The sequence below is a fragment of the Streptomyces sp. SID12501 genome (assembly GCF_010550245.1).
Classification (GTDB): domain Bacteria; phylum Actinomycetota; class Actinomycetes; order Streptomycetales; family Streptomycetaceae; genus Streptomyces.
In genome coordinates this window covers 271,328-293,261 of record NZ_JAAGLU010000009.1, presented here as the reverse complement: position 1 = coordinate 293,261, position 21,934 = coordinate 271,328, and the positions used below count along the sequence as shown (strand labels likewise).

Genomic DNA, 21,934 nt, shown 5'->3' with positions numbered 1-21,934 from the left:
CCCAGCCCTTCCGTGAGCGCCGCCAACTCCTCGGCCCAGCCATCGACTTGCTCAAGACTCACATCAACCAGCATGTCCAGACAACGTCAGCAACGATCAGAAGTCACATGATCTGAGGCTGTAGTACAGGGCAGGAAAGCAATGGGCCGTCCGGCGGTCAAGGCCCTGACCCGGCTGCGCTGGTTCGGCCTCAAGGGGATGGGCTTCGCCGAGCGCTTCGTCAATCGTTCGCTGGTGCAGGTCACCCGCTACATGACCGAGCCCGATGTGTACGGGGAGGTGCAGAGTCGGATCGCTGACCTCATCGAACCTGACACCAAGGTTGTCATCGGCCATTCCCTCGGCTCGGTCGCGGCCTATGAAGCCGCGCTCCTCCTTGACCGCGAACTGCCCCTGCTGCTCACCCTCGGCTCCCCGCTGGGCCTGCGCAGCATCGTCTATGACCGGCTGGAGGGCGATCACGAGGTCCCCAAGAAGGTACAGCGCTGGGTCAATCTCGTGGACAAGGACGACGTGGTCGCAGCGGAGCCCGACCTTCGAAAGCGGTTTGCCGACCCGCGCGGTGTTCTGGTGTCGGACTGGACACTGGACAACGGTGAGGATGATCCGCACAGTGCTCAGTCGTATCTGACGAAGCGACAGACGGGCGAGGCCGTGCGGACAGGACTGGCTCGGCGCTGAGGCCGGTTCCAGGATCACGTCGGAACCAGAGGGCTCAGCGTGCGGACGATGTTCGCACGGATGTGGCCCGCCAGGTCACTGTCGGCCCCCAACTGCCCCTCGACATCCTCGAGTAGCGTGCCCCAGGCAGCCACGGCCGCAGCGATCCGCTCCGTCCTGGCCAAGGAGATGGCGATGCCGTTTCGTATCGTGAGGCGCAGGCCGTGCCCGGAGCTCAGGGCGCCGTCGCTGTCGGCCAAGAGCTTGTGCCACAGATCCAATGCCGCGGCAGGGTCGCCCGCCTTGTTGGTCCAGGAGGCAGTGTTGTTGCGGATGGCGAGGGTGTCAGGGGAGTACGGGCCCAGGGTCCTGGTGTAGTCCGTTACGAGTTCCTGGTGGAGGCCAAGTGCCATGGCGGGATCGTGAAAGCCGAACCAGTCGGCGATCTCCCGGCGGAGCTCGAGGAAGCTGACGGCATTGGGGTGGTCGGGCGCGAACACACCTCTGAGATCGTCGACGAGTTCCTCGAAGAGAGTGAGCGCGCCGTCGAAGTCTCCGCACGCGTCGGTCCAGTTGGCGACACCGGCACGCGCGGTGAGCACGTGAAAGTCGTCGGGCGCCAGCCGGAGTTCGAAGCGCTCCAGCCAGTGGGACCAGCGCTGGAGATTACTCTGAGGCACTCGGGCTACTCGGTCGATGAGCGACTGCACTACCCCATGTGTGTCGCTCTGCTCCCATAGATGGAGGGCCTCTGCCTCGGCGGCGTAGTCGTACAGCGGATCTTCTGAGGTCTCCATGCCGCGTGGAGCGAGTGCGCGCAGCGCTTCCGCGACCGCCCTGTGGCCCGCCTTTGTGTCCACGTCGAATTCCTGCGTAGGCCGCCCGTTGCGCGCGGAAAGGTACTGCGGCAACGTGGGGTGGAACAGTGCGTACGAGCTCTCCCCGCTGTCCAGGACGTGGGTGACGATCAGTGGGTTGAGCCTGACCAGGGCGGTGAGCACTGCACTCTGGTCGGCGGAGCGGTGTACTTTCCCAGCCGCGTGTCCGAGTAGCCGTTGCGGAATGCCGAGGGTGCCGCTGGCGACGGCCAGGACAGTCAGGACAGCCTTGATGGCCGAGCCCTCCCAGGGTTCCCCGCCGAGAATCCCGCGTAGCCGCTTCGTGTAGGTGTCGTTGACGCCGGTGGGGAGATCTTCGAGTGCGTAGTCGTCCACCAGCCAGTCGGCGAGCAACGTTCCGACCAGCCAGTTGCCCCCACTGCGTTCGATGACGAGAGGGCGGGCGTCCTCGTGCACCCCGCGCCGGTCCAGATAGGCTTCCATCGTGTGCTGGTGAGCCGCGACGAGGTCCACGGGCACGAACTGCGGCCAGGGCGGAGTGATCTCCGGGCGGGTGGAGATCAAGGCTCGCACACCGGGCATTCGCTGGTCCTGGAGCCAGATGAGATGGGACACGAGGTCGCGGATGTCCGGCAGGGCATCGGCGCGTAACTGGTCGAGGCCGTCGAGGACGATTCGTACGGGCACGTCCGAGCCGAGTCGTTCCAGAGCCTCCCGGAGTAGTTGCCCCTGCTCCAACTCCGGCAGCCCCGCACAGGCTTCTTTGAAACCCGGGACGGTCTCGCGTAGTTGCCGGATCAGCGCCCGCGACACGGACTCGGCTGTGTCCGCCGGCTGCAGTTCGTGCAAAGCCTGTACGAACCCCCGGGGGATGGCCCTTTCGAGTTCTGGGCGCGTCAGCGCCGCCAGCAACGTCGTCTTGCCTGCGCCCGCCGGGGCCCGCACCACGGTCAGTGGGTACTGCGTGGTTGCTGCCACGGTCGCGTCCACATCGGTGGTCGGCTGGAAGTTCCGCAGTTCGTCCCGCAGCGCCGAGGGCGCTCTGTTGCGCGCGAGCCAGAGCTCGGAATCACCCTCGCCGCCGTCGAAACCCAGGAAGACGGGCTGGTGAGGGAGGGAGCCGCGGATGACCAAGGCGTCACGCAGATCGGGGCAGAACAGCCGTTGACCGTGTCGGACCAGTCCGGTTCGCAGGACATGAGCGGCTTCACGGGAGAACGCGCAGTCGTACGAGGGCTCCAGACTGGACGACGTGAGTACCTGGAAGCGCCGGTTCATGTCCTCGTCGTTGAGGACGGCCCAGCCACCCGCCGCGTTCGCCACGCCCTGCCCTGATTCACAGGTGTCCAGGAGCAGCACCAGGCCCTTGAGCAGGGGACGCCCGGACAACAGGCGCGCGATGCGAAATGCCAGTGGATAAGGGGGGATCCGGGCAGCATGGTCCTCCTCTGCGTCGCTCGGCAGCACGTAGTACTCTCGATCGGCGCGCAGACCATGGCCGATATAGGCGAGAACCAGTGACGCCCGCTCCCGGTTGGCCCGTTCGAAGGTGTCGACCAGGGCTTCGTCCAACGCGTCCCGGCTCGGATCGATCAGCGGTCCCTTCAGCAGGGGCAAGGCCGCAGCGCAGTCGCCCGGCCCCTGCCGCAGGACCGCATCGAGCTCCACGGCCGCGTCCGTGAGGGACTTCAGCCGCCTACCCAGCCCCAGGCTCTTGCACTGGGACGCGATAACCAGTGAAAGCCGTCCCCCCTTGCCCATACGTTCCAGAATAGGCCGCGGCCCGTCTCCCAAGAGCCGAAGCCGGAAGACGGGCCGCTGAAATACCTACGGACCAGAGGGAGTTCAAGCCGACCTGAACGCCAGCACCACGTTGTGCCCACCGAACCCGAACGAGTCGTTGAGAGCGGCGATACGGCCCTCGACCGGCAGCTTGCGGGCCTCGCCACGCACGATGTCCGCGTCGGCCTCGGGGTCGAGGTTCTCGAGGTTGATCGTCGGCGGGGCGACCCGGTGGTACAGCGCGAGCACCGTCGCCACCGTCTCGACACCGCCGGCCCCACCGAGCAGATGCCCGGTCATCGACTTCGTCGCGGACACAGCCATGTGGTCGACATCCGCGCCGAACACATTGTGCAGCGCCTTGAGTTCGGCCACATCACCCGCGGGCGTCGACGTCGCGTGCGCGTTGACGTGCACGATCTCCGCGGGGTCCAGGTCATTGTTGGCCAGCAGGTTCCGCAGGGCCGCCGAGATACCGCGCCCCTGCGGCTCCGGCTGCACGATGTCGTGGGCGTCGGCCGAGATGCCCTGGCCGACCGCCTCCGCGTAGACACGGGCACCGCGCGCGGCGGCGTGCTCGGCGGACTCCAGGACGACCACACCGGAACCCTCGCCCATCACGAAGCCGTCGCGGCCCGTGTCGTAGGGGCGGGACGCGCCCTGCGGGTTGTCGTTGTTCTTGGACATCGCCATCATGTTGCCGAACGCGGCGATGGGCAGCGGGTGGATGGCCGCCTCCGTGCCACCGGCGATCACGACGTCGGCGCGGCCGGTGCGGATCATCTCGATGGCGTAGCCGATGGCCTCGGCGCCCGACGCGCAGGCGGAGACCGGGGTGTGCACGCCTGCGCGGGCACCGACGAGCAGGCCCACGTTGGCGGAGGGGCTGTTGGGCATCAGCATCGGGACGGTGTGCGGGGAGACGCGGCGTACGCCCTTCTCCTTCATCACGTCGTACTGGTCGAGCAGCGTCGTGACTCCGCCGATGCCCGAGGCGATGACGGCACCGAGCCGGTCCGGGTCGACGGCCGGGTCCTCGCCCTCGCCCGCCCGGTCGGTGAAGCCCGCGTCGGCCCACGCCTCCTTGGCGGCGATCAGCGCGAACTGTGCCGACCGGTCCAGGCGGCGGGCCTGGGGCCGCGGAATGATCTCGGACGGTTCAACGGCGATCTGCGCGGCGATACGGACGGCCTGCTCGGCCGCCCACTCCTGCTCCAGGGGACGGACACCGGACTTGCCGGCGACCAGACCCTCCCAGGTAGAGGCCACGTCGCCACCCAGCGGTGTGGTTGCGCCGATACCGGTGACGACCACGGTGCGATTGGTCGGGCTCACGGGAATTCCTTCTCCAACGGATACGGGAGGACAACCCCCGCACAGGCGGGGAGAACGGCGCCACCGCCGGGTGGCGGGGCTGGGGGGCCGGCCGAAGGGCCGGCCCCGGCGGTCAGGCCTGGTTCTTGAGGATGTACGAGGTGGCGTCGCCCACCGTCTTGAGGTTCTTGACGTCCTCGTCGGGGATCTTGACGTCGAAGCGCTCTTCGGCGGCGACGACGACCTCGACCATGGACAGCGAGTCGACGTCCAGGTCGTCGGTGAAGGACTTGTCCAGCTGGACGTCCTCAACCGGGATGCCGGCGATCTCGTTCACGATGTCGGCGAGACCGGCGACGATCTCTTCCTGAGTGGCGGCCATGGCAGGCGCTCCTTCTTGTGTATCTATCCAGAGAGGGTTGGCAGTTGTCCCCGTCCCGGGTCCGAGGATCCGGGACGAGGTGCCTAGGGGAGGGTAACGACCGTCGCGGCGTACACGAGACCCGCCCCGAAGCCGATGACGAGCGCGGTGTCGCCGCTCTTCGCCTCGCCGGTCGCCAGAAGCCGCTCCATCGCGAGCGGGATCGAGGCTGCCGACGTGTTGCCGGTGGTGCGCACGTCGCGCGCGACCGTGACGTGCTCCGGCAGTTTCAGTGTCTTCACCATCGAGTCGATGATCCGCTCGTTGGCCTGGTGGGGAATGAAGACGTCCAGGTCGTCCGGGGTGATCCCGGCCGCGTCCAGCGCCTGCTGGGCGACCTTCGCCATCTCGAACACGGCCCAGCGGAACACCGCCTGGCCCTCCTGCGTGATCGCAGGAAACTTGCCGGAACTGTCGTACTCGTTCCACGGTACGGTCTGTCGGATCGTGTCCGACTTGTCACCCTCGGAGCCCCACACGGTCGGACCGATGTGCGGTTCCTGGGAGGGGCCCACGACGACCGCGCCCGCGCCGTCACCGAAGAGGAAGGCGGTCGCCCGGTCCTCCAGGTCGGTCAGGTCGGACAGCCGCTCGACGCCGATGACAAGGACGTACTCCGCCGAACCGTCGACGATCATGCCCTTGGCCAGCGTCAGGCCGTAGCCGAAGCCCGCGCAGCCGGCCGAGATGTCGAACGCGGCGGCCTTGTTCGTGCCGAGCTTGTCGGCGATCTCGGTGGCCACGGCCGGGGTCTGCTTGAAGTGCGAGACGGTGGCGACGACCACGCCGCCGATCTGCTGGGCGGTGATCCCCGCGTCGGCGATCGCCTTGCCGGACGCCTCGACGGACATCGCGGCGACGGTCTCCTCGGGGGAGGCCCAGTGCCGGGTCTCGATGCCGGAGCGGGAGCGGATCCACTCGTCGGACGAGTCGATCGTCTCCAGGATCACCTCGTTGGGCACGACCCGGACCGGCCGGTACCCGCCCACCCCCAGGATGCGCGCGTACGGGGCACCCTTACTGGGCTTGATCTTCGACATTGCTCGGGGCTCCTTTCAGGCGCCCGCCGCGTCAGCGGCAGAGGTCGAGGTCAGCGACTCGGCGATGAGCTCACGAGCGGCGTCGAGGTCGGCGGGGGTCTTCAGGGCCAGGGTCTTCACCCCGGGCAGTGCGCGCTTGGCGAGACCGGTGAGGGTGCCGCCCGGGCACACCTCGATGAACGCGGTCACGCCCAGCGTCTTGAACGTCTCCATGCACAGATCCCAGCGCACCGGGTTGGCGACCTGCCCGACCAGCCGGGCGAGCACCTCGGAGCCGTCCGAGACCGTCTGCCCGTCCTTGTTCGAGACGTACGTGATGGTGGGGTCACCTGGCGTCAGCGACGCGGCGGCCGTGGCGAGGACGTCGACGGCGGGAGCCATGTGGTGCGTGTGGAAAGCGCCGGCCACCTTCAGCGTGACGACCTTGCGCACCCCTTCGGGCATGTCCTCGACGAGGGCCTCGATCTGCTCGACCGTACCCGCGGCGACGATCTGCCCGGCACCGTTCACGTTCGCCGGGGTCAGCCCCAGCTTCTCCAGGTGCCGCACGCTCACCTCGGGGTCACCACCGAGGAGCGCCGCCATCCCGGTCTTCGTGACGGCCGCGGCCTCGGCCATGGCCAGACCGCGCTTGCGTACGAGGGTCAGGGCGGCCGTGTCGTCCAGTACGCCCGCGAAGGCGGCGGCGGTGATCTCGCCGACACTGTGACCGGCGACGGCGCCGGGTGTGAAGTCGCCGCCCATGGCACCCAGTGCCGAGGCGGACAGTATCCCGGCCGCGACCAGCAGCGGCTGGGCCACCGCGGTGTCGCGGATCGCGTCGGCGTCGGCCTCGGTGCCGTAGTGGGCGAGGTCGAGCCCGATGACGTCGGACCACGCGGCGACGCGCTCGGCGGCACCGGGCAGTTCGAGCCAGGGAGTCAGGAAGCCGGGCGTCTGAGCGCCTTGGCCGGGAGCGACGAGTACGAGCACTCTCACACTCTCTCTTGGGTACGGGCACGGCCGCCCGTGGGGACAGGGACGAAGAACAGCAGGGGGTTTTGTAGAACCCCGACAAAAGCCTAGGGCTGGTGATCCCCATCGGCCAGGCGCCCCAGGATCAGCGCGATCCGAAGTGTGAATGCGGATCGTACATCTGAAGGTGACCATCCGGTGACGTCAGTCACACGTCGAAGCCGGTAGCGCACGGTGTTGGGGTGAACGAAGAGCATGCGGGCCGCGCCCTCCAGACTGCTCGCCTGTTCGAGATAGACGGCGAGGGTCTCCAGAAGCGCGGATCCGGCCTCCTCCAGCGGTCTGTAGATCTCCTCCACCAACTGGTCGCGCGCCCCCGGGTCGCCGGCGATCGCGCGCTCCGGCAGGAGATCGTCCGACAGCACCGGACGCGGTGCGTCCTGCCAGGCGGAACACGCCTTGAGGCCGGCCGCGGCGGCCTGCGCGGACCGGGTGGCGGCGAGCAGGTCGGGCACGATCGGCCCCGCGACCACGGGCCCGGCGGCATAAGGCCCGATCAGCGCCTTGGCGACGGCGAGCGGATTGTCGTCGCCCCCCGCGATGACGACGAGCCGGTCGCCCAGCACCCCGGTCAGCACCTGCAGTTTGGCGTGCCGGGCGGCCCGCCGGATCGCCTCGACGGTCAGCTCACTGTCACCGTCGGGCGCGGTGCCCAGCACCACGCACACATGGTCGGGCGAGTTCCAGCCGAGCGCGGCGGCCCGCGAAACGGCCCCTTCGTCGGCCTCCCCGCTCAGCACGGCATTGACGACGAGCGACTCCAGCCGGGCGTCCCAGGCACCCCGTGCCTCGGCGGCCTGGGCGTACACCTGTGCGGTGGCGAAGGCGATCTCCCGGGCGTAGACGAGCAGTGCCTCGCGCAGCACGGACTCGTCACCGGGAGCGGCCACCTCGTCGATGGCGCTCTCCATGACCTCGATGGTCGTACGGACCATCTCGACGGTCTGGCGCAGGGTGATCGCCCGGGTCAGCTCACGGGGAGCGGTACCGAAGACGTCCGTGGAGATGGCCTGCGGAGCATCGGGATGCCGGAACCACTCGGTGAAGGCGGCGATACCGGCCTGGGCGACCAGCCCGATCCAGGAACGGTTCTCCGGGGGCATGGCCCGGTACCACGACAGCGTCTCGTCCATGCGCGTGATCGCCTGCGCCGCGAGACTCCCGGACGACTTCTCCAGCCGCTTCAGAGTCGCCGGATGGGGGTGCTCGGGACGTGCGGTGGGCTCGGGGCGGTGGGATTCGGGTTCGGGCACGGAACAAGACTGCCTTATCGGGACGGGAGCGTGCGGCCTCGGGTCTACGGTGGTGCGCGTGATGGACGTACGGCGCGCGCACGAGCGCTATCCAGGGGGCGACCGGGCAGCCGGTATCGAATCCCGGCACGCCTTCTCCTTCGGCCCCCACTACGACCCGGGCAACCTCCGCTTCGGCGCGATGATCGCCTGCAACGAGGAGCGCCTGGCGCCCGGCGCCGGTTTCGACGAACACCCGCACAGCCACACCGAGATCGTGACGTGGGTGACGGAGGGGGCCCTCACCCACCGCGACTCGACGGGCCACGAGACGGTGGTGGTCCCGGGTGACGTGCAACGCCTGAGCGCGGCGGCGGGCGTACGCCACGTGGAGCGCAACGAGGGTGAGTCTCCCCTGACCTTCGTCCAGACCTGGCTGGCCCCGCTCACCCCCGGCGGCACCCCGTCCTACGAGACGGTCCACGGCATCGCGGACGCCACGCCGTACGCCGTCCCGAAGGCGGGCGCGATGCTGCACGTACGCCGACTGACGGCGGGGGAGCGCACAGCGGTGCCGGACGCGGCGTATGTCTACGTCCATGTCGTACGGGGTGAGGTGCGCGTGGGCCCGGAGAAACTGGGCCCGGGCGACGCGGCGCGAATTACGCAGGCGGAGGGCGTGGAAGCGGTAGGGCTGACGGCGTCGGAACTGCTGCTGTGGGAGATGTGACCGCAACTGGGGGCTCTGCCCCCAGACCCCCCTGCCTCAGCCCCGCACCTCCGCCACCACCGCATCCGTGAACCCCGGCCACACCTCCACCGCCCACGCCCCGAACGCACGGTCGGTCAGCGCGACACACGCCACCCCCACCACGGGATCGACCCACAGAAACGTACCGGACTGCCCGAAATGCCCGAACGTACGGGCCGACGACGAACTCCCCGTCCAGTGCGGCGACTTCACGCCCCGGATCTCGAACCCGAGCCCCCAATCGTTGGGGTTCTGATGCCCGTACCCCGGCAGCACACCCTTCGTCCCCGGATACTGCACGCTCATCGCCTCCGCGACCGTACGCGGATCGAGCAGCCGAGGCGCCTGCACCTCGGCGGCGAACCGCGCCAGATCCCCGACGGTCGACACGCCGTCCTTCGCGGGCGACCCCTCCACCCCCGTCGACGTCATCCCGAGCGGCTCCAGCACCGCCTGCCGCGCATACTCCGCGAACGGCATCTCCGTAGCCTTCGCCACGTGATCCCCCAGCGCCTCGAACCCGGCGTTGGAGTACAGCCGCCGCTCCCCGGGCGGAGCCGTCACCCGGTGCTCGTCGAAGGCGAGCCCCGAGGTGTGCGCGAGAAGGTGGCGGACCGTCGATCCGGGTGGCCCGGCCGGCTCGTCGAGTTCGATGGCGCCCTCCTCGTACGCGACGAGGGCGGCGTACGCGGCGAGCGGCTTGGTGACCGAGGCGAGGCGGAACCGGTGGTCGACGGGGCCGTGGCTGCCGAGAACGGCACCGTCCGCCCGTACGACGGCCGTGGCGGCGGTGGGCACGGGCCAGTTCTCGATCAGCGCGAGGCTCTGCAACGGCGACAACGACTTCGACGACATGACGACGAGCTTAGGAGGCTCACAGTCGCAGCCGCATGAAGGGGTCCGGTTGCCGGGTGAAGCCCAGCGACGCGTACAGCGGCTCCGCGTCCGGGGACGCGGTGAGGTCGATCTGGCCGACGTCCTGCTCCCGGAACCAGTCCACCAACGCCTCCATACAGGCCCGCGCGTATCCCCGGCGGCGCGCGTCGGGATCGGTGGCGACGCTGAAGACGTACCCGACCCGCCCGATCCGGTACTCGACGGTCCCCACGACCAGCGCGGCCAGTGATCCCGGCCGCTCGGGATGGTCGACGACGAACGCGGCGAAGCCGCCGGACGGATCGGCCAGCCGCCCGGTCACGGTGGCCAGGGACGCGGACTGCCAGTCGGCGTCGGTGTTCGCCCCGGGCATCGAGTCGATCATCACCTGGCGCAGCCGGAGCAGCTCTGCGGCATCCTCGGGTGTGGCACGGCGTACGAGAGTCATGATCCGTACGGTAATGAGCCCGGACCGGCCAAGTCTCCGCAATATCGAGGTATCCACTTGCTTGGAGTGCACTCCAAGGTTTTAGCGTGGGGGTCATGACGGTGCTGGAGACAACAGACCCCACCACGGACACCACGACGGATCCCGCCACGGCCGACAGCTGTGCGGGGCCGCGGCGGCCCGACCGGCGCCCGGACGGACAGGACCACTACACGATCAGCGAGGTCGTCGTCTTCACCGGGCTGACCGCGCACACCCTGCGCTGGTACGAGCGCATCGGGCTGATGCCGCACATCGACCGTTCGCACACCGGCCAGCGCCGTTACAGCAACCGCGACCTCGACTGGCTGGACCTTGTCGGCAAGCTCCGGCTCACCGGTATGCCGGTCGCGGACATGGTGCGGTACGCCGAACTCGTGCGCGAGGGCGACCACACGTACGGCGAGCGGTTCGAGCTGCTCGAATCGACCCGCCGGGCCGTCCTGGACCGGATCGCCGAACTCCAGGACACGCTCGCGGTACTCGACCGGAAGATCAGTTTCTACGCGGAAGCGGACCAGGACGCGGGCCTTGTCCGCGTCGTCCGTGAGATGGAGAGGGCTCGATGACGAACGACGACACCGCAGGCAGGCTCACCACGGCCCCGCTGGGCACCGGCGGCCCCGAGGTCGGCGTACAGGGCCTCGGCTGCATGGGCATGAGCTTCGCGTACGGCCCCACGGACGCCGACGAGGCCCGCGCCACGCTGGAACGCGCACTCGAACTGGGCGTGACCCTCTACGACACGGCCGACGCCTACGCCGACGGGGAGAACGAACGTTTCCTGTCCCCGTTCTTCCAGGCCCACCGCGACGAGGTCGTCGTCGCGACGAAGTTCGCCCTGGCGATCCCGCCCGGCGACCCGACCAGGCGGATCATCCGCAACGACGCCCCCTACATACGTGAGGCCGTGGAGGCCAGCCTCAAGCGTCTCGACCTGGACGTCATCGACCTCTACTACATGCACCGGCGCGATGTGAACGTGCCCATCGAGGAGTCGGTCGGCGTCATGGCCGAACTGGTGCGCGAGGGCAAGGTCAGGCAGCTGGGCCTGAGCGAGGTCACGGGCCCGGAGCTGCGCGCGGCCCAGGCCGTGCACCCGATCGCCGCCCTGCAGTCGGAGTGGTCCCTGTTCAGCCGGGACATCGAGGCGGGCGTGGTCCCGGTGGCCCGCGAACTGGGCGTCACCCTGGTCCCGTACTCCCCGCTCGGCCGAGGCTTCCTGACCGGCTCCTTCACCGACGCCGACCAGGAACTGACCTCGGACGACTACCGCCGCACACAGCCCCGCTTCACGGGCACCAACGCCTCGGCGAACGCTGCCCTGCTGGCCCCCATCAGGACGGTCGCGGAAGCCCACGGCGCCTCCGTCGGCCAGATCGCCCTGGCCTGGGTCCAGCAACAGTGCACGATCCACAACCTCCCGGTCGTCCCGATCCCCGGCACCCGCAGGCGCTCAAGGGTGGAGGAGAACACGGCAGCGACCCGCATCGTGCTGGGCGAGAAGGACATGGCTCTGCTGGAACCCATCGCGGCGCAGGTCGCGGGGGCCCGCTACGCCGACATGACCTTCACATCGGCGGGCAGGGAAACCCCCTAGGGGCGCGGGGGCGACGGTTCCTTCCGAGAGGCGCGGGACTGCCGTTTACAGGGGCGCGGGGAACTGCGCGACAAGCCACGACGGCCCCGCACCCGCCGAACGCACGGAACCCACCCCCCCCGTAGGCGCTACAACTCCGCCAACAACTCAGCCTTCTTCACCGAGAACTCCTCATCCGTCACCAACCCGGCCTCGTGCAACTCCCCAAGATGCCGGATCCGTTCGGCGACATCCGCGGGATCACGCCGACCGGAGTTCACGCCCACCCCCGCCGAACCTCCGGAGGAACGCCGCACTGCGGCCAACACCGCCGCCGCGAACGGCAACGACTCGTGCACAGGCCCGTACCCCAGCCCGAAGATCACCGAGGCGGGGTCCTGGTCGACCGGTGTGACAGAAGAATCGGTACGCCTCAGCAGTCGCAGATGCCCCTCGAACACCTCTGCCGACCGCCACTCCACCCCGATCAGGTCGGCGACCGGAAACGTCTGGTCGCCGGCCTTCCACTTCGCGGACGACGCGCCCGTCCGGAACCACCGGAAGGAAACGGTCCGCCCGTCGAAGGACGCCTTCGCGTCGTACGCCTTGAAGGCCCGCGGCACCTCGGGGGCATCCACCAGGAACCTTTCAGCAGGCCCCTGTTGGGTGAGCTGGGCCCGCAACTCGTCCGCGTAGTACTCGGCGAGCGTCTCCCGCTCGGCCGGCAGCACCAGCCGGTACGGATCCCAGGCATCCTTGAGCTGACCGTCGGCCGCCTCCATCAACGGGTCGGCGCCCGGGCGGAGTTCGGCGCGCAGGACAACCGTTCCGCGCTTGCCGGGGGTCAGTGTCACCCCCGCGATCGCCTCCAGGGGGATACGGCGTTCGCCGAGCGCCTGGAACAGCTTCGGCGTGCGGATGCCCCGTTCGAAGCGGATGAGCACGGAGTCGGACTCGAACTCCCAGGCGGCATGAAATCCGGCCAGTACGTCACCCATGCGGCTCATCGTATGCGGCGCGAGCTTCATAGTCCCCTCCCCAGGCACACCGTGAATTCTGCGTCCTCTACGCGCGTCCGGCCATAGCCCTGTCGGACAAACCCTTCAGACACACGTCATCCTTGCGGTTTCGCTGATCGTTCTGATCCCGCCGAGCGCACCGCACGGCGCCATACGCGCCGACGCCGATCTCCGCGAAGTTGTGCAGACTCTCCGTACCCGGCTCGAAATAGCCGCCGTGCCCCTTCGCGCCCCGCGCGGACAGCACGCGTGCGCCGAACCCCGGCGACACCGGATCGGCGCCGTGTCCGAGGCCGCCGACCTCCAGGTACGGCACGTCCTGGATCCAGTCGTCGGCGTCCCGCATCGCCCACACCCGGGCGTCGGTGCGCAGCCCCGCGGCGTTCTCGACCCGCATGCCGGGACTGCCGGCCACCGCGATGTCGGTCACCCGCCGCGGCAGCGCGTGCGCGGCGACGCCGCACACCACCGAGCCGTAGCTGTGGCAGTACAGGGCGACCTGAGCCCGGCCGGGCAGTGCGCGTACCAGCGCGTTCAGCCGCAGAGCCCCGGAGTTGGCGCGCATCGCCGTCGCCGCGTCCATGCCGACTCCGCTGGGCGCGGTGTAGTCGGCCCAGGCGATCACGGCGGTACGTGTCGTGGGGCTCGTCTCCCGCTCCGCGCGGTACAGCGCCGAGGCCATGCCGACGGGCGCCGAGTACCTGCGGTTGGTGCGCTGGAAGGTGAGGACGTCGGTGTCCACGCCGGGGACCACGACCGAGACGCGCTGCGCCCTGTCGAGGTCGCCGAAGACCTCGGCGACACGGCCCGAGGCCTCCGGGTCGAAGGCGAGGATCTGGCGGCCGTTCTCCAGCAGCGCGTCGTAACGGTGCATGCGCCGCCCCGCCGCGTTCTGCCCGACGGCCGACAGCCGGTCGTCGTGCATAAGCGCCCGCTCGGTCTCACGTGCCGTGTGCAGCGCGACGCGGTTGGCGCGGTAGCGCAGTACGACGGGCGCGCCGTTCATGTTGCCGAGCGCCAGCGGATAGCGCCGGACGAGCCGGTCGCGCTGGCGGTCGGTGAGCGACGCGAAGAACCGGGCCAGCCGGGCGGGCGTCTCGTCCGGGTCGGGCAGCGCGTGGCCGCCGATCCGTCCGTGCTCCCACGCGGAGAGCGACGCCTGGAGCGGCGACGGCGTGCGATGACTGCGGACCGCGGTCCAGCCGGTCGTCGCGAGCATCACGAACACCACGGCCAGCGCGAGCAGTGCGCGCCAGACGTTCAGTTGCGGGGAGGTGTCGAAGGAAGTCACTGAAAGGACACACTAGGAGAACGAGAGGGTCTCGCGTTAACCGAGTGACGGGGATCACGTTTCGATAACCGGCGCTGGGTAAGTCGCTCCGTGCGCACGCCGGTACGGGGCGTCACGGCCGTTCCGTACGCCAGTTCCCGGCCGGCGCCGGACCCGTCGCGTCGAGGTGAGCGCCGGTCGGCTCGCGCATCGCCGCCACGCTCTCGTCTGCTCGGCCGGGTAGTGCATACGCATCTGCAACTCCGCCGGTACGACGGACTCCACGGCCTCGAAGAGCGCGCGCTGCGAGTCCTTGGCGGGCACGGCCTCCAAAGTCGACAACGACTTCGCGGGGTCGCCCACGACACGTTCACTCGGGCATGAGCCCGGCCCGTCCGGTGGCGGCGCACATCTGAGGCGCATATATCGCGCATATATCTACGGTCCGAGGGCGAGAGTTCCCTCATCAGGGTGACTCCGCTAAAGATTCCTCCCCTTCGGCCCACGGGACAGGTCACAGTTAGTCAAGTCCTCCGCACGACATGGTCTGCACGACATGGTTCGTACGACGTGGTTCGTACGACGTGGGAGGACGGCCGGGCCGCGGCGCGCTGCCGGAGGGGGACAGCGCGCCGGCGGGCCCGCCGAAGAGCGGGACGGCTAGAACCCCGCTGCGGGGGTACTCGCCTCATCGACCCCGAACCACCGAGAAGTTCCAGGGAGTTGATGAGACATGGCGGCCTTCGGACGGCAGAACTCCACCAGCAGGAACTCCGGCGCACGCGGCAGGAGTTGGCAGCGGACCACCCCGGACAGCACGACGCTGGGAATCATCGGACTCATCTGCGCCGTCGTGGGCTTCTTCGTCCTCGGCATCGTCCTGGGCCCGGTGGCCGTCATCTGCGGCTGGCTGGCGATGGGCCGGACCTGGAAGGGCCCGCACCCGATACCGCCCCTGGTGGCCGTGGTCCTGGGTGCGATCGACACCCTCCTGGCCATCATCTGGCTGGCGAGCGCCACAGGCCCGACGACCGGCCTCTTCTGACCGCCGGCGTGATGAGGGACCTCTGACGCGGGACCCCTGACTAACGGGGCTGCTCCTCGCTCACCCGCTCCCTCGTGACGGCCAGTGCGGCCACCTCGGCCCGCAGCGCCCTCACCTCGTCCGTCAGTGCCGCGATCGCCGCCGTCTGGCGCCTCTCCTCCACGTCGTCCATCTCGAACCGGGAGATGAACCAGGCGGCGATGTTCGCGGTGACGAGACCGAGCAGCGCGATCCCGGACAGCATCAGCCCGACCGCGAGCATCCGGCCCACTCCGGTCGTCGGCGCGTGGTCCCCGTACCCCACTGTCGTCATCGTCGTGAACGACCACCACAGCGCGTCATCCAGCGTTCGGATGTTCCCTTCCGGTGACGCGCGTTCCACCGACAGCACGGCCAGCGAACCGAACATCAGCAGCCCCACCACGGCCCCGCCGACGTACGTCGTCAGCCGGACCTGGGACGCCATCTGGGCCCGTCGGCCCACCAGCATCAGCGTGGAGACGACCCGCAGCAGCCGCAGCGGTTGGAGCAGCGGCAGCAGCACGGCGAACAGGTCCAGCCAGTGCCGTCGTACGTACTCCCGGCGCCGGTCGGCGAGAGCGATCCGGACGAGATAGTCGACCGCGAACGCGCCCCACACCGTCCACTCCGCGACCGTGCACGCGACCGAGACGGAGCGGCTGGCGGGGCTGTCGATGATCGGCACCGCGTAGGCGACGGTGAACACGACAGCGAGCCCCATCAGGGGCCGCTGCGTATGCCGCTCCCAACGGGCCTGTGCCGACGGTTCCTTCATGCTCCGCATCGTAAGGGCCCGCAAGCGCCATGTGGGGCGCCCCTGTAGGACGCCCCAGAGGGGCGCTCCTACAGGGGCGCCCCTACAGGGGCGCGGGGAACTGCGCGACCAGCCACAACGGACCCGCGGACGAACGACCAAGCGCTGCGCGGAGCGCTACGCGTCTCCGCCCGCCGCGCCCGGGTCCGCCGACGCCACGTCGAGCAGCTGGTACCGGTCGATCGCCTGCTTCAGCAGCGAGCGGTCCACCTTGCCCTCCTTGGCCAGCTCGGTCAGCACCGCCACCGCGATCGACTGCGGGTCGATGTGGAAGAACCGCCGCGCCGCGCCCCGCGTGTCCGCGAAGCCGAAGCCGTCCGCGCCCAGTGACTGGTACGTCCCCGGGACCCACCGCGAGATCTGGTCCGGAACCGAACGCATCCAGTCGGACACGGCCACGAACGGTCCCTCGGCCGAGCCGAGCTTCCGCGTCACGTACGGGACGCGCTGCTCCTCCTCCGGGTGCAGCAGGTTGTGCTGCTCCACCGCGACCGCCTCGCGCCGCAGCTCGTTCCAGGAGGTCGCCGACCAGACGTCCGCCCGTACGTTCCAGTCCTCGGCGAGGATCCGCTGAGCCTCCAGCGCCCACGGCACCGCGACACCGGACGCGATGACCTGGGCCGGGATGGTGCCCGAAGTCGCCTCGCCCACCCGGTGGATGCCCTTGAGGATGCCGTCGACGTCGACGTTCTCGGGCTCGGCCGGGTGCTGGATCGGCTCGTTGTAGACGGTGAGGTAGTAGAAGACGTCCTCACTGTCGGGCCCGTACATCCGGCGCAGACCGTCCTGCACGATGTACGCGATCTCGTACGAGTACGCCGGGTCGTACGCCACACAGCCCGGGTTCGTCGAGGCGAGCAGCTGCGAGTGGCCGTCGGCGTGCTGCAGACCCTCACCGGTCAGAGTCGTACGGCCGGCGGTCGCACCCAGCACGAAACCGCGCGCCAACTGGTCGGCCATCTGCCAGAACTGGTCGCCGGTGCGCTGGAAACCGAACATCGAGTAGAAGACGTAGACGGGGATCAACGGTTCGCCGTGCGTGGCGTACGCCGAACCCGCCGCGATCAGCGAGGCGGTGCAGCCCGCCTCGGAGATGCCGTCGTGCAGCATCTGGCCGGTCGGCGACTCCTTGTACGCGAGCAGCAGCTCCCGGTCGACCGACTCGTACTGCTGGCCGAGCGGGTTGTAGATCTTCGCGCTCGGGAAGAACGAGTCCATGCCGAACGTGCGGTACTCGTCCGGCGCGATCAGCACGAAACGCCTGCCGATCTCCTTGTCCCGCATAAGGTCCTTGAGCAGCCGCACGAACGCCATGGTCGTGGCGATCGACTGCTGACCCGAACCCTTCTTCACACTCGCGTACGTCTTCTCCGGCGGCAGGGTCAGCGGCTTGGCGCGGACGACGCGGGTCGGGACGTAACCGCCGAGCGAGTTGCGGCGGTCGTGCATGTACTGGATCTCCTCCGAGTCCCGGCCCGGGTGGAAGTACGGTGGCGCGCCGCCCTCCAGCTCCTTGTCGGAGATCGGCAGATGGAGCCGGTCGCGGAAGCCCTTGAGGTCGGTAGCCGTCAGCTTCTTCATCTGGTGCGTGGCGTTGCGGCCCTCGAAGTTGGGTCCGAGTGTCCAGCCCTTGACCGTCTTGGCGAGGATGACGGTCGGCTGGCCCTTGTGCGCCTTGGCCGCCGCGAACGCCGCGAAGATCTTCTTGTGGTCGTGGCCACCACGGCCCAGGTGCAGGACCTGGTCGTCGGTCATGTTCTCGACCATCGCGCGCAGCCGGGTGTCGTCCCCGAAGAAGTGGTCGCGGATGTACTCGCCGGTCTCGGTGGCGTACGTCTGGAACTGACCGTCGGGGGTCGTGTTCATCTTGTTGACGAGCACGCCGTCCCGGTCCTGCGCGAGCAGCGGGTCCCAGCTCCGGTCCCACACCAGCTTGACGACGTTCCAGCCGGCGCCCCGGAACTGGGACTCCAGCTCCTGGATGATCTTGCCGTTGCCGCGCACCGGGCCGTCGAGCCGCTGGAGGTTGCAGTTGACGACGAAGGTCAGGTTGTCGAGGCCCTCGCGCGCGGCGATCGACAGCTGGCCGAGCGACTCCGGCTCGTCCATCTCGCCGTCACCGAGGAACGCCCACACGTGCGACTTGGAGGTGTCGGCGATCCCGCGCGCCTCCATGTAGCGGTTCATCCGCGCCTGGAAGATCGCGCCGAGCGGGCCGAGGCCCATCGAGACGGTCGGGAACTCCCAGAAGTCCGGCATCAGCCGCGGGTGCGGGTACGAGGACAGCCCGTACGGCGCCTTCGACTTCTCCTGGCGGAACGCGTCGAGCTGCTGCTCGCTGAGCCGGTCGAGAAGGAACGCGCGGGCGTAGATACCGGGGGAGGCATGGCCCTGGAAGAAGATCTGGTCGCCGCCGTCGCCCTCGTCCTTGCCCCGGAAGAAGTGGTTGAAGCCCACGTCGTAGAGGGAGGCGGAGGAGGCGAAGGTCGCGATGTGGCCGCCGACGCCGATCCCGGGCCGCTGGGCGCGCGAGACCATCACGGCCGCGTTCCAGCGGGTCGCGTTGAGGATGCGGCGCTCGATCTCCTCGTTGCCGGGGAAGAAGGGCTCGTCCTTCGTCGCGATCGTGTTGACGTAGTCCGTGCTCCGCATCTCGGGCACGGCGACGCGCTTCTCGCGGGCTCGCTCGATCAGCCGCAGCATCAGATAGCGGGCCCGCTCCCGGCCGCGCTCGTCAACGGCGGCATCGAGCGAGTCGAGCCATTCCTGGGTTTCTTCGGGATCGAAGTCAGGAACCTGACTCGGAAGGCCGCCAATGATGATCGGGTTGCGATCTGATCCGGAAGCCACGCTGTTCCTTCGCTCTCGGAGGGCTTGATCCGGGGCACGCCATGAACGTGCCCTGGGGCTGCGAATGCACTGGCCCCATCGTGTACCCCGAGACCGGGTACGTCACCTCTACTCAGAAGTAGTCCCGGTGAAGATCGCCGGGCGGGGTGTCCGCAGCCAAATCGCAACGATACGCCCAGTCCGTGACGTGTTCCGTAAAGCGATTCGGATCTCGTACGCATGTGTGAGAGGTTCGGGAGCCACTCGGGAGCAGCAAAACCGCAAAGCGGGCAGAATGGTGTGGTGTGCGTCACTGGTTCCCGGAAGTCGCTGTCTGAAGTTGCGGCGACACCGCCAGGATCGTCACCGTTTCGGCGGTCTCGACGGCCGGGTACTTGCGCGATCCGCCCCGCCCGTGTGGACTACGGCCAATGCTTCGCGCACGCGCGTTGCTGGACAATTCTCGAAACATGATCAGGAGGCAACCCGTGAGCGCGACCGCGGACCACGCGGAGGAGCGGACTAACCCTGCCGCAAGGCTGGGGTTCCAGCCCGAGCAGGTGGTCCAGGAGATCGGCTACGACGACGACGTCGACCAGGAGCTCCGCGAGGCCATTGAGGAAGTCATCGGCAGCGATCTCGTTGACGAGGAGTACGACGACGTCGCAGATGCCGTGGTGCTCTGGTTCCGCGACGACGACGGCGACCTGACCGATTCGCTGGTGGATGCCACCGCGTACATCGAAGAAGGCGGCGCGATCCTGCTCCTCACGCCCAAGACGGGCCGTGACGGCTACGTGGAGCCGAGCGACATCTCTGAAGCCGCGACGACGGCGGGTCTGTCGGCGACGAAGAGCGTCAGCGTGGGCAAGGACTGGAGTGGGAGTCGTCTGGCGACGCCCAAGACAGCCAAGTCGAAGAAGTAGACAGTGACCGTGGCCGAAGCGGGCCGTCTGCTGGGGGCTGCCGCCCCCGGACCCCCGCTTCGGCCCTGAAAGTGCCTCGTCCTCGGAAGTACCGCGGCCTGTCACCGCCCCCGCGGTCGGTGCTCACTAGGGTGTTCTCACCCGAACAGCCCACCGAAGGGATGCAGGATCATGGCGATCGAGGTCGGCGACAAGGCCCCGGACTTCGAGCTCAAGGACAACCACGGCGCCACCGTGCGGCTCTCGGCCTTCCGGGGCGCCAAGAACGTGGTGCTGCTCTTCTATCCCTTCGCCTTCACCGGTGTGTGCACGGGTGAACTCTGCGACCTGCGGGACAACCTGCCGAGGTTCTCCGACCGGGACACCCAGGTTCTCGCCGTCTCCAACGACTCCATCCACACCCTGCGCGTCTTCGGCGAGCAGGAGGGCTTCGAGTACCCCCTGCTCTCCGACTTCTGGCCGCACGGCAACACTTCGCGCGCGTACGGCGTCTTCGACGAGGGCAAGGGTTGTGCGGTGCGCGGGACCTTCATCGTCGACAAGGAGGGTGTCGTGCGGTGGACCGTCGTCAACGGCCTGCCGGACGCGCGTGACCTGAACGAGTACGTGAAGGCCCTCGACACCCTGTAACTCTTCGGTTCCGGCCCTGCGTGGGGCGGGAACCCGTTACTAGGATCGACACGTTGATCCGATACCGGCGCACGACGGGGCACACCGCCCCTGGACGCAGACGAGACACCAATGGAGGACTCGTGGGAGTCAGCCTCAGCAAGGGCGGCAACGTATCGCTGACCAAGGAGGCCCCGGGTCTCACCGCGGTCATCGTGGGTCTGGGGTGGGACGCGCGTTCCACCACCGGCACCGACTTCGACCTCGACGCCAGCGCGATCCTGACGAACACGGACGGCAAGGTCAGTTCCGACGCCAACTTCGTGTTCTTCAACAACCTCAAGAGCCCGGACGGCTCCGTCGAGCACACCGGTGACAACACCACCGGTGAGGGCGACGGGGACGACGAGCAGATCAAGGTCAACCTCGCGGCGGTCCCGGCCGACATCGACAAGATCGTGTTCCCGGTCTCGATCTACGACGCCGAGACCCGTCAGCAGTCCTTCGGCCAGGTGCGCAACGCGTACATCCGCGTGGTGAACCAGGCCGGCGAGGCGGAGCTTGCACGCTACGACCTCTCCGAGGACGCCTCGACGGAGACCGCCATGGTCTTCGGCGAGCTGTACCGGCACGGCACGGAGTGGAAGTTCCGCGCCATCGGCCAGGGATACGCGTCCGGCCTGCGCGGCATCGCGCAGGACTTCGGCGTGAACGTCTGAGCCGGATTCCCTCCGGCTCCGTCGTCCGGCGTCGCACTCTCGGTGCGGCGCCGGACGTGCTCGGTACATCTGTTCGCATGACCTCGGGGAGGACCAGCACTATGGGCGTCACGCTTGCCAAGGGGGGCAATGTCTCCCTCTCCAAAGCCGCACCGAACCTCACCCAGGTGTTGGTCGGGCTCGGCTGGGACGCGCGTTCCACCACCGGCGCGCCCTTCGACCTCGACGCCAGCGCTCTGCTGTGCGGCGGTGGACGGGTGCTCGGCGACGAGTGGTTCATCTTCTACAACCAGCTCACCAGCCCCGACGGCTCGGTCGAGCACACCGGCGACAACCTCACCGGTGAGGGCGAGGGCGACGACGAGTCGCTGATCGTCGATCTCCCCAAGGTGCCGGCCGCCTGCGACAAAATCATCTTTCCGGTCTCGATCCACGACGCGGACAACCGCGGCCAGACCTTCGGCCAGGTCGGCAACGCCTTCATCCGGGTCGTCAACCAGGCCGACGGCCAGGAACTGGCGCGTTACGACCTGAGCGAGGACGCGTCGACGGAGACCGCCATGATCTTCGGGGAGTTGTACCGGTATCAGGGCGAGTGGAAGTTCCGTGCAGTTGGACAGGGGTACGCGTCGGGTCTGAAGGGCATCGCTCTAGACTTCGGAGTCAACGTTTCGTAAAGCCGGGTAC

Annotated in this window: 21 protein-coding genes; 9 read left to right on the top strand and 12 right to left on the bottom strand. The window is 68.7% G+C overall.

Annotated elements, in window-relative coordinates; all coding sequences use genetic code 11:
* The first annotated feature begins 141 nt into the window (after positions 1–141).
* Positions 142–681 (top strand): hypothetical protein, encoded by a 540-nt coding sequence (locus G3I71_RS13580; protein WP_164314358.1) that lies wholly within the window; start codon positions 142–144, stop codon positions 679–681.
* A gap of 14 nt (positions 682–695) precedes the next feature.
* Here the strand turns inward: G3I71_RS13580 and G3I71_RS13575 are convergent, their stop codons facing one another.
* The 6 genes from G3I71_RS13575 to G3I71_RS13550 form a co-directional block, all read right to left on the bottom strand.
* Positions 696–3,167, bottom strand: a complete 2,472-nt coding sequence (locus G3I71_RS13575; RefSeq protein WP_164314356.1) for a tetratricopeptide repeat protein — start codon at positions 3,165–3,167, stop codon at positions 696–698.
* Between the two features lie 177 nt (positions 3,168–3,344).
* Entirely contained in the window at positions 3,345–4,616 is a 1,272-nt protein-coding gene (gene fabF, locus G3I71_RS13570) for a beta-ketoacyl-ACP synthase II (protein WP_164314354.1), read from the bottom strand.
* Between the two features lie 112 nt (positions 4,617–4,728).
* On the bottom strand, positions 4,729–4,977 hold the full coding sequence (locus tag G3I71_RS13565; RefSeq protein ID WP_164314352.1) for an acyl carrier protein: 249 nt from the start codon (positions 4,975–4,977) through the stop codon (positions 4,729–4,731).
* Positions 4,978–5,060: 83 nt separating this feature from the next.
* Complete coding sequence (locus G3I71_RS13560; protein WP_164314351.1) at positions 5,061–6,056, bottom strand: ketoacyl-ACP synthase III; 996 nt, start codon at positions 6,054–6,056, stop codon at positions 5,061–5,063.
* A gap of 15 nt (positions 6,057–6,071) precedes the next feature.
* On the bottom strand, positions 6,072–7,028 hold the full coding sequence (locus tag G3I71_RS13555) for an ACP S-malonyltransferase (protein WP_164314349.1): 957 nt from the start codon (positions 7,026–7,028) through the stop codon (positions 6,072–6,074).
* A gap of 89 nt (positions 7,029–7,117) precedes the next feature.
* The gene (locus G3I71_RS13550) at positions 7,118–8,323 is read right to left on the bottom strand and encodes a helix-turn-helix domain-containing protein (RefSeq protein WP_164314347.1); all 1,206 of its coding nucleotides are present in this window, start codon (positions 8,321–8,323) and stop codon (positions 7,118–7,120) included.
* 61 nt (positions 8,324–8,384) lie between these two features.
* Here G3I71_RS13550 and G3I71_RS13545 point away from each other — a divergent pair, with 61 nt between their 5' ends.
* Positions 8,385–9,032, top strand: coding sequence for a pirin family protein (locus tag G3I71_RS13545; protein WP_203730206.1), 648 nt, complete (start codon positions 8,385–8,387; stop codon positions 9,030–9,032).
* A 36-nt stretch (positions 9,033–9,068) separates the two neighbouring features.
* Here the strand turns inward: G3I71_RS13545 and G3I71_RS13540 are convergent, their stop codons facing one another.
* Both G3I71_RS13540 and G3I71_RS13535 read right to left on the bottom strand, forming a co-directional pair.
* Positions 9,069–9,908, bottom strand: a complete 840-nt coding sequence (locus tag G3I71_RS13540; protein WP_164314343.1) for a serine hydrolase — start codon at positions 9,906–9,908, stop codon at positions 9,069–9,071.
* A gap of 19 nt (positions 9,909–9,927) precedes the next feature.
* Complete coding sequence (locus G3I71_RS13535; RefSeq protein ID WP_164314341.1) at positions 9,928–10,377, bottom strand: GNAT family N-acetyltransferase; 450 nt, start codon at positions 10,375–10,377, stop codon at positions 9,928–9,930.
* Between the two features lie 95 nt (positions 10,378–10,472).
* On the opposite strand from G3I71_RS13535, the gene G3I71_RS13530 reads away from it, so the two are divergent.
* Positions 10,473–10,985, top strand: coding sequence for a MerR family transcriptional regulator (locus tag G3I71_RS13530; RefSeq protein ID WP_203730099.1), 513 nt, complete (start codon positions 10,473–10,475; stop codon positions 10,983–10,985).
* Positions 10,982–12,016, top strand: coding sequence for an aldo/keto reductase (locus tag G3I71_RS13525; RefSeq protein WP_164314338.1), 1,035 nt, complete (start codon positions 10,982–10,984; stop codon positions 12,014–12,016). Before G3I71_RS13530 ends, G3I71_RS13525 begins: the two co-directional genes overlap by 4 nt.
* Positions 12,017–12,144: 128 nt before the next feature.
* Here G3I71_RS13525 and G3I71_RS13520 read toward each other — a convergent pair whose 3' ends face one another.
* A complete protein-coding gene (locus G3I71_RS13520) occupies positions 12,145–12,993 on the bottom strand; it encodes a DUF4429 domain-containing protein (RefSeq protein ID WP_164314337.1) in 849 nt (282 codons plus the stop codon).
* Positions 12,994–13,060: 67 nt separating this feature from the next.
* Entirely contained in the window at positions 13,061–14,305 is a 1,245-nt protein-coding gene (locus G3I71_RS13515; RefSeq protein ID WP_164314335.1) for an alpha/beta hydrolase, read from the bottom strand.
* A 712-nt stretch (positions 14,306–15,017) separates the two neighbouring features.
* On the opposite strand from G3I71_RS13515, the gene G3I71_RS13510 reads away from it, so the two are divergent.
* Positions 15,018–15,329, top strand: a complete 312-nt coding sequence (locus tag G3I71_RS13510) for a small hydrophobic protein (protein WP_164314333.1) — start codon at positions 15,018–15,020, stop codon at positions 15,327–15,329.
* 40 nt (positions 15,330–15,369) lie between these two features.
* Here the strand turns inward: G3I71_RS13510 and G3I71_RS13505 are convergent, their stop codons facing one another.
* Positions 15,370–16,125: a potassium channel family protein gene (locus G3I71_RS13505; RefSeq protein ID WP_164314331.1), complete on the bottom strand. Its 756-nt coding sequence runs from the start codon at positions 16,123–16,125 to the stop codon at positions 15,370–15,372.
* 156 nt (positions 16,126–16,281) lie between these two features.
* Entirely contained in the window at positions 16,282–19,014 is a 2,733-nt protein-coding gene (aceE, locus tag G3I71_RS13500) for a pyruvate dehydrogenase (acetyl-transferring), homodimeric type (protein ID WP_164314330.1), read from the bottom strand.
* A gap of 467 nt (positions 19,015–19,481) precedes the next feature.
* Here aceE and G3I71_RS13495 point away from each other — a divergent pair, with 467 nt between their 5' ends.
* From G3I71_RS13495 to G3I71_RS13480, 4 genes are all read left to right on the top strand, one after another.
* Complete coding sequence (locus tag G3I71_RS13495; protein WP_343242951.1) at positions 19,482–19,919, top strand: DUF3052 domain-containing protein; 438 nt, start codon at positions 19,482–19,484, stop codon at positions 19,917–19,919.
* Positions 19,920–20,090: 171 nt separating this feature from the next.
* Entirely contained in the window at positions 20,091–20,549 is a 459-nt protein-coding gene (locus tag G3I71_RS13490; protein WP_164314328.1) for a peroxiredoxin, read from the top strand.
* Between the two features lie 122 nt (positions 20,550–20,671).
* A complete protein-coding gene (locus G3I71_RS13485; protein ID WP_164314326.1) occupies positions 20,672–21,247 on the top strand; it encodes a TerD family protein in 576 nt (191 codons plus the stop codon).
* 101 nt (positions 21,248–21,348) lie between these two features.
* A complete protein-coding gene (locus G3I71_RS13480) occupies positions 21,349–21,924 on the top strand; it encodes a TerD family protein (RefSeq protein ID WP_164314324.1) in 576 nt (191 codons plus the stop codon).
* Positions 21,925–21,934: the final 10 nt, after the last annotated feature.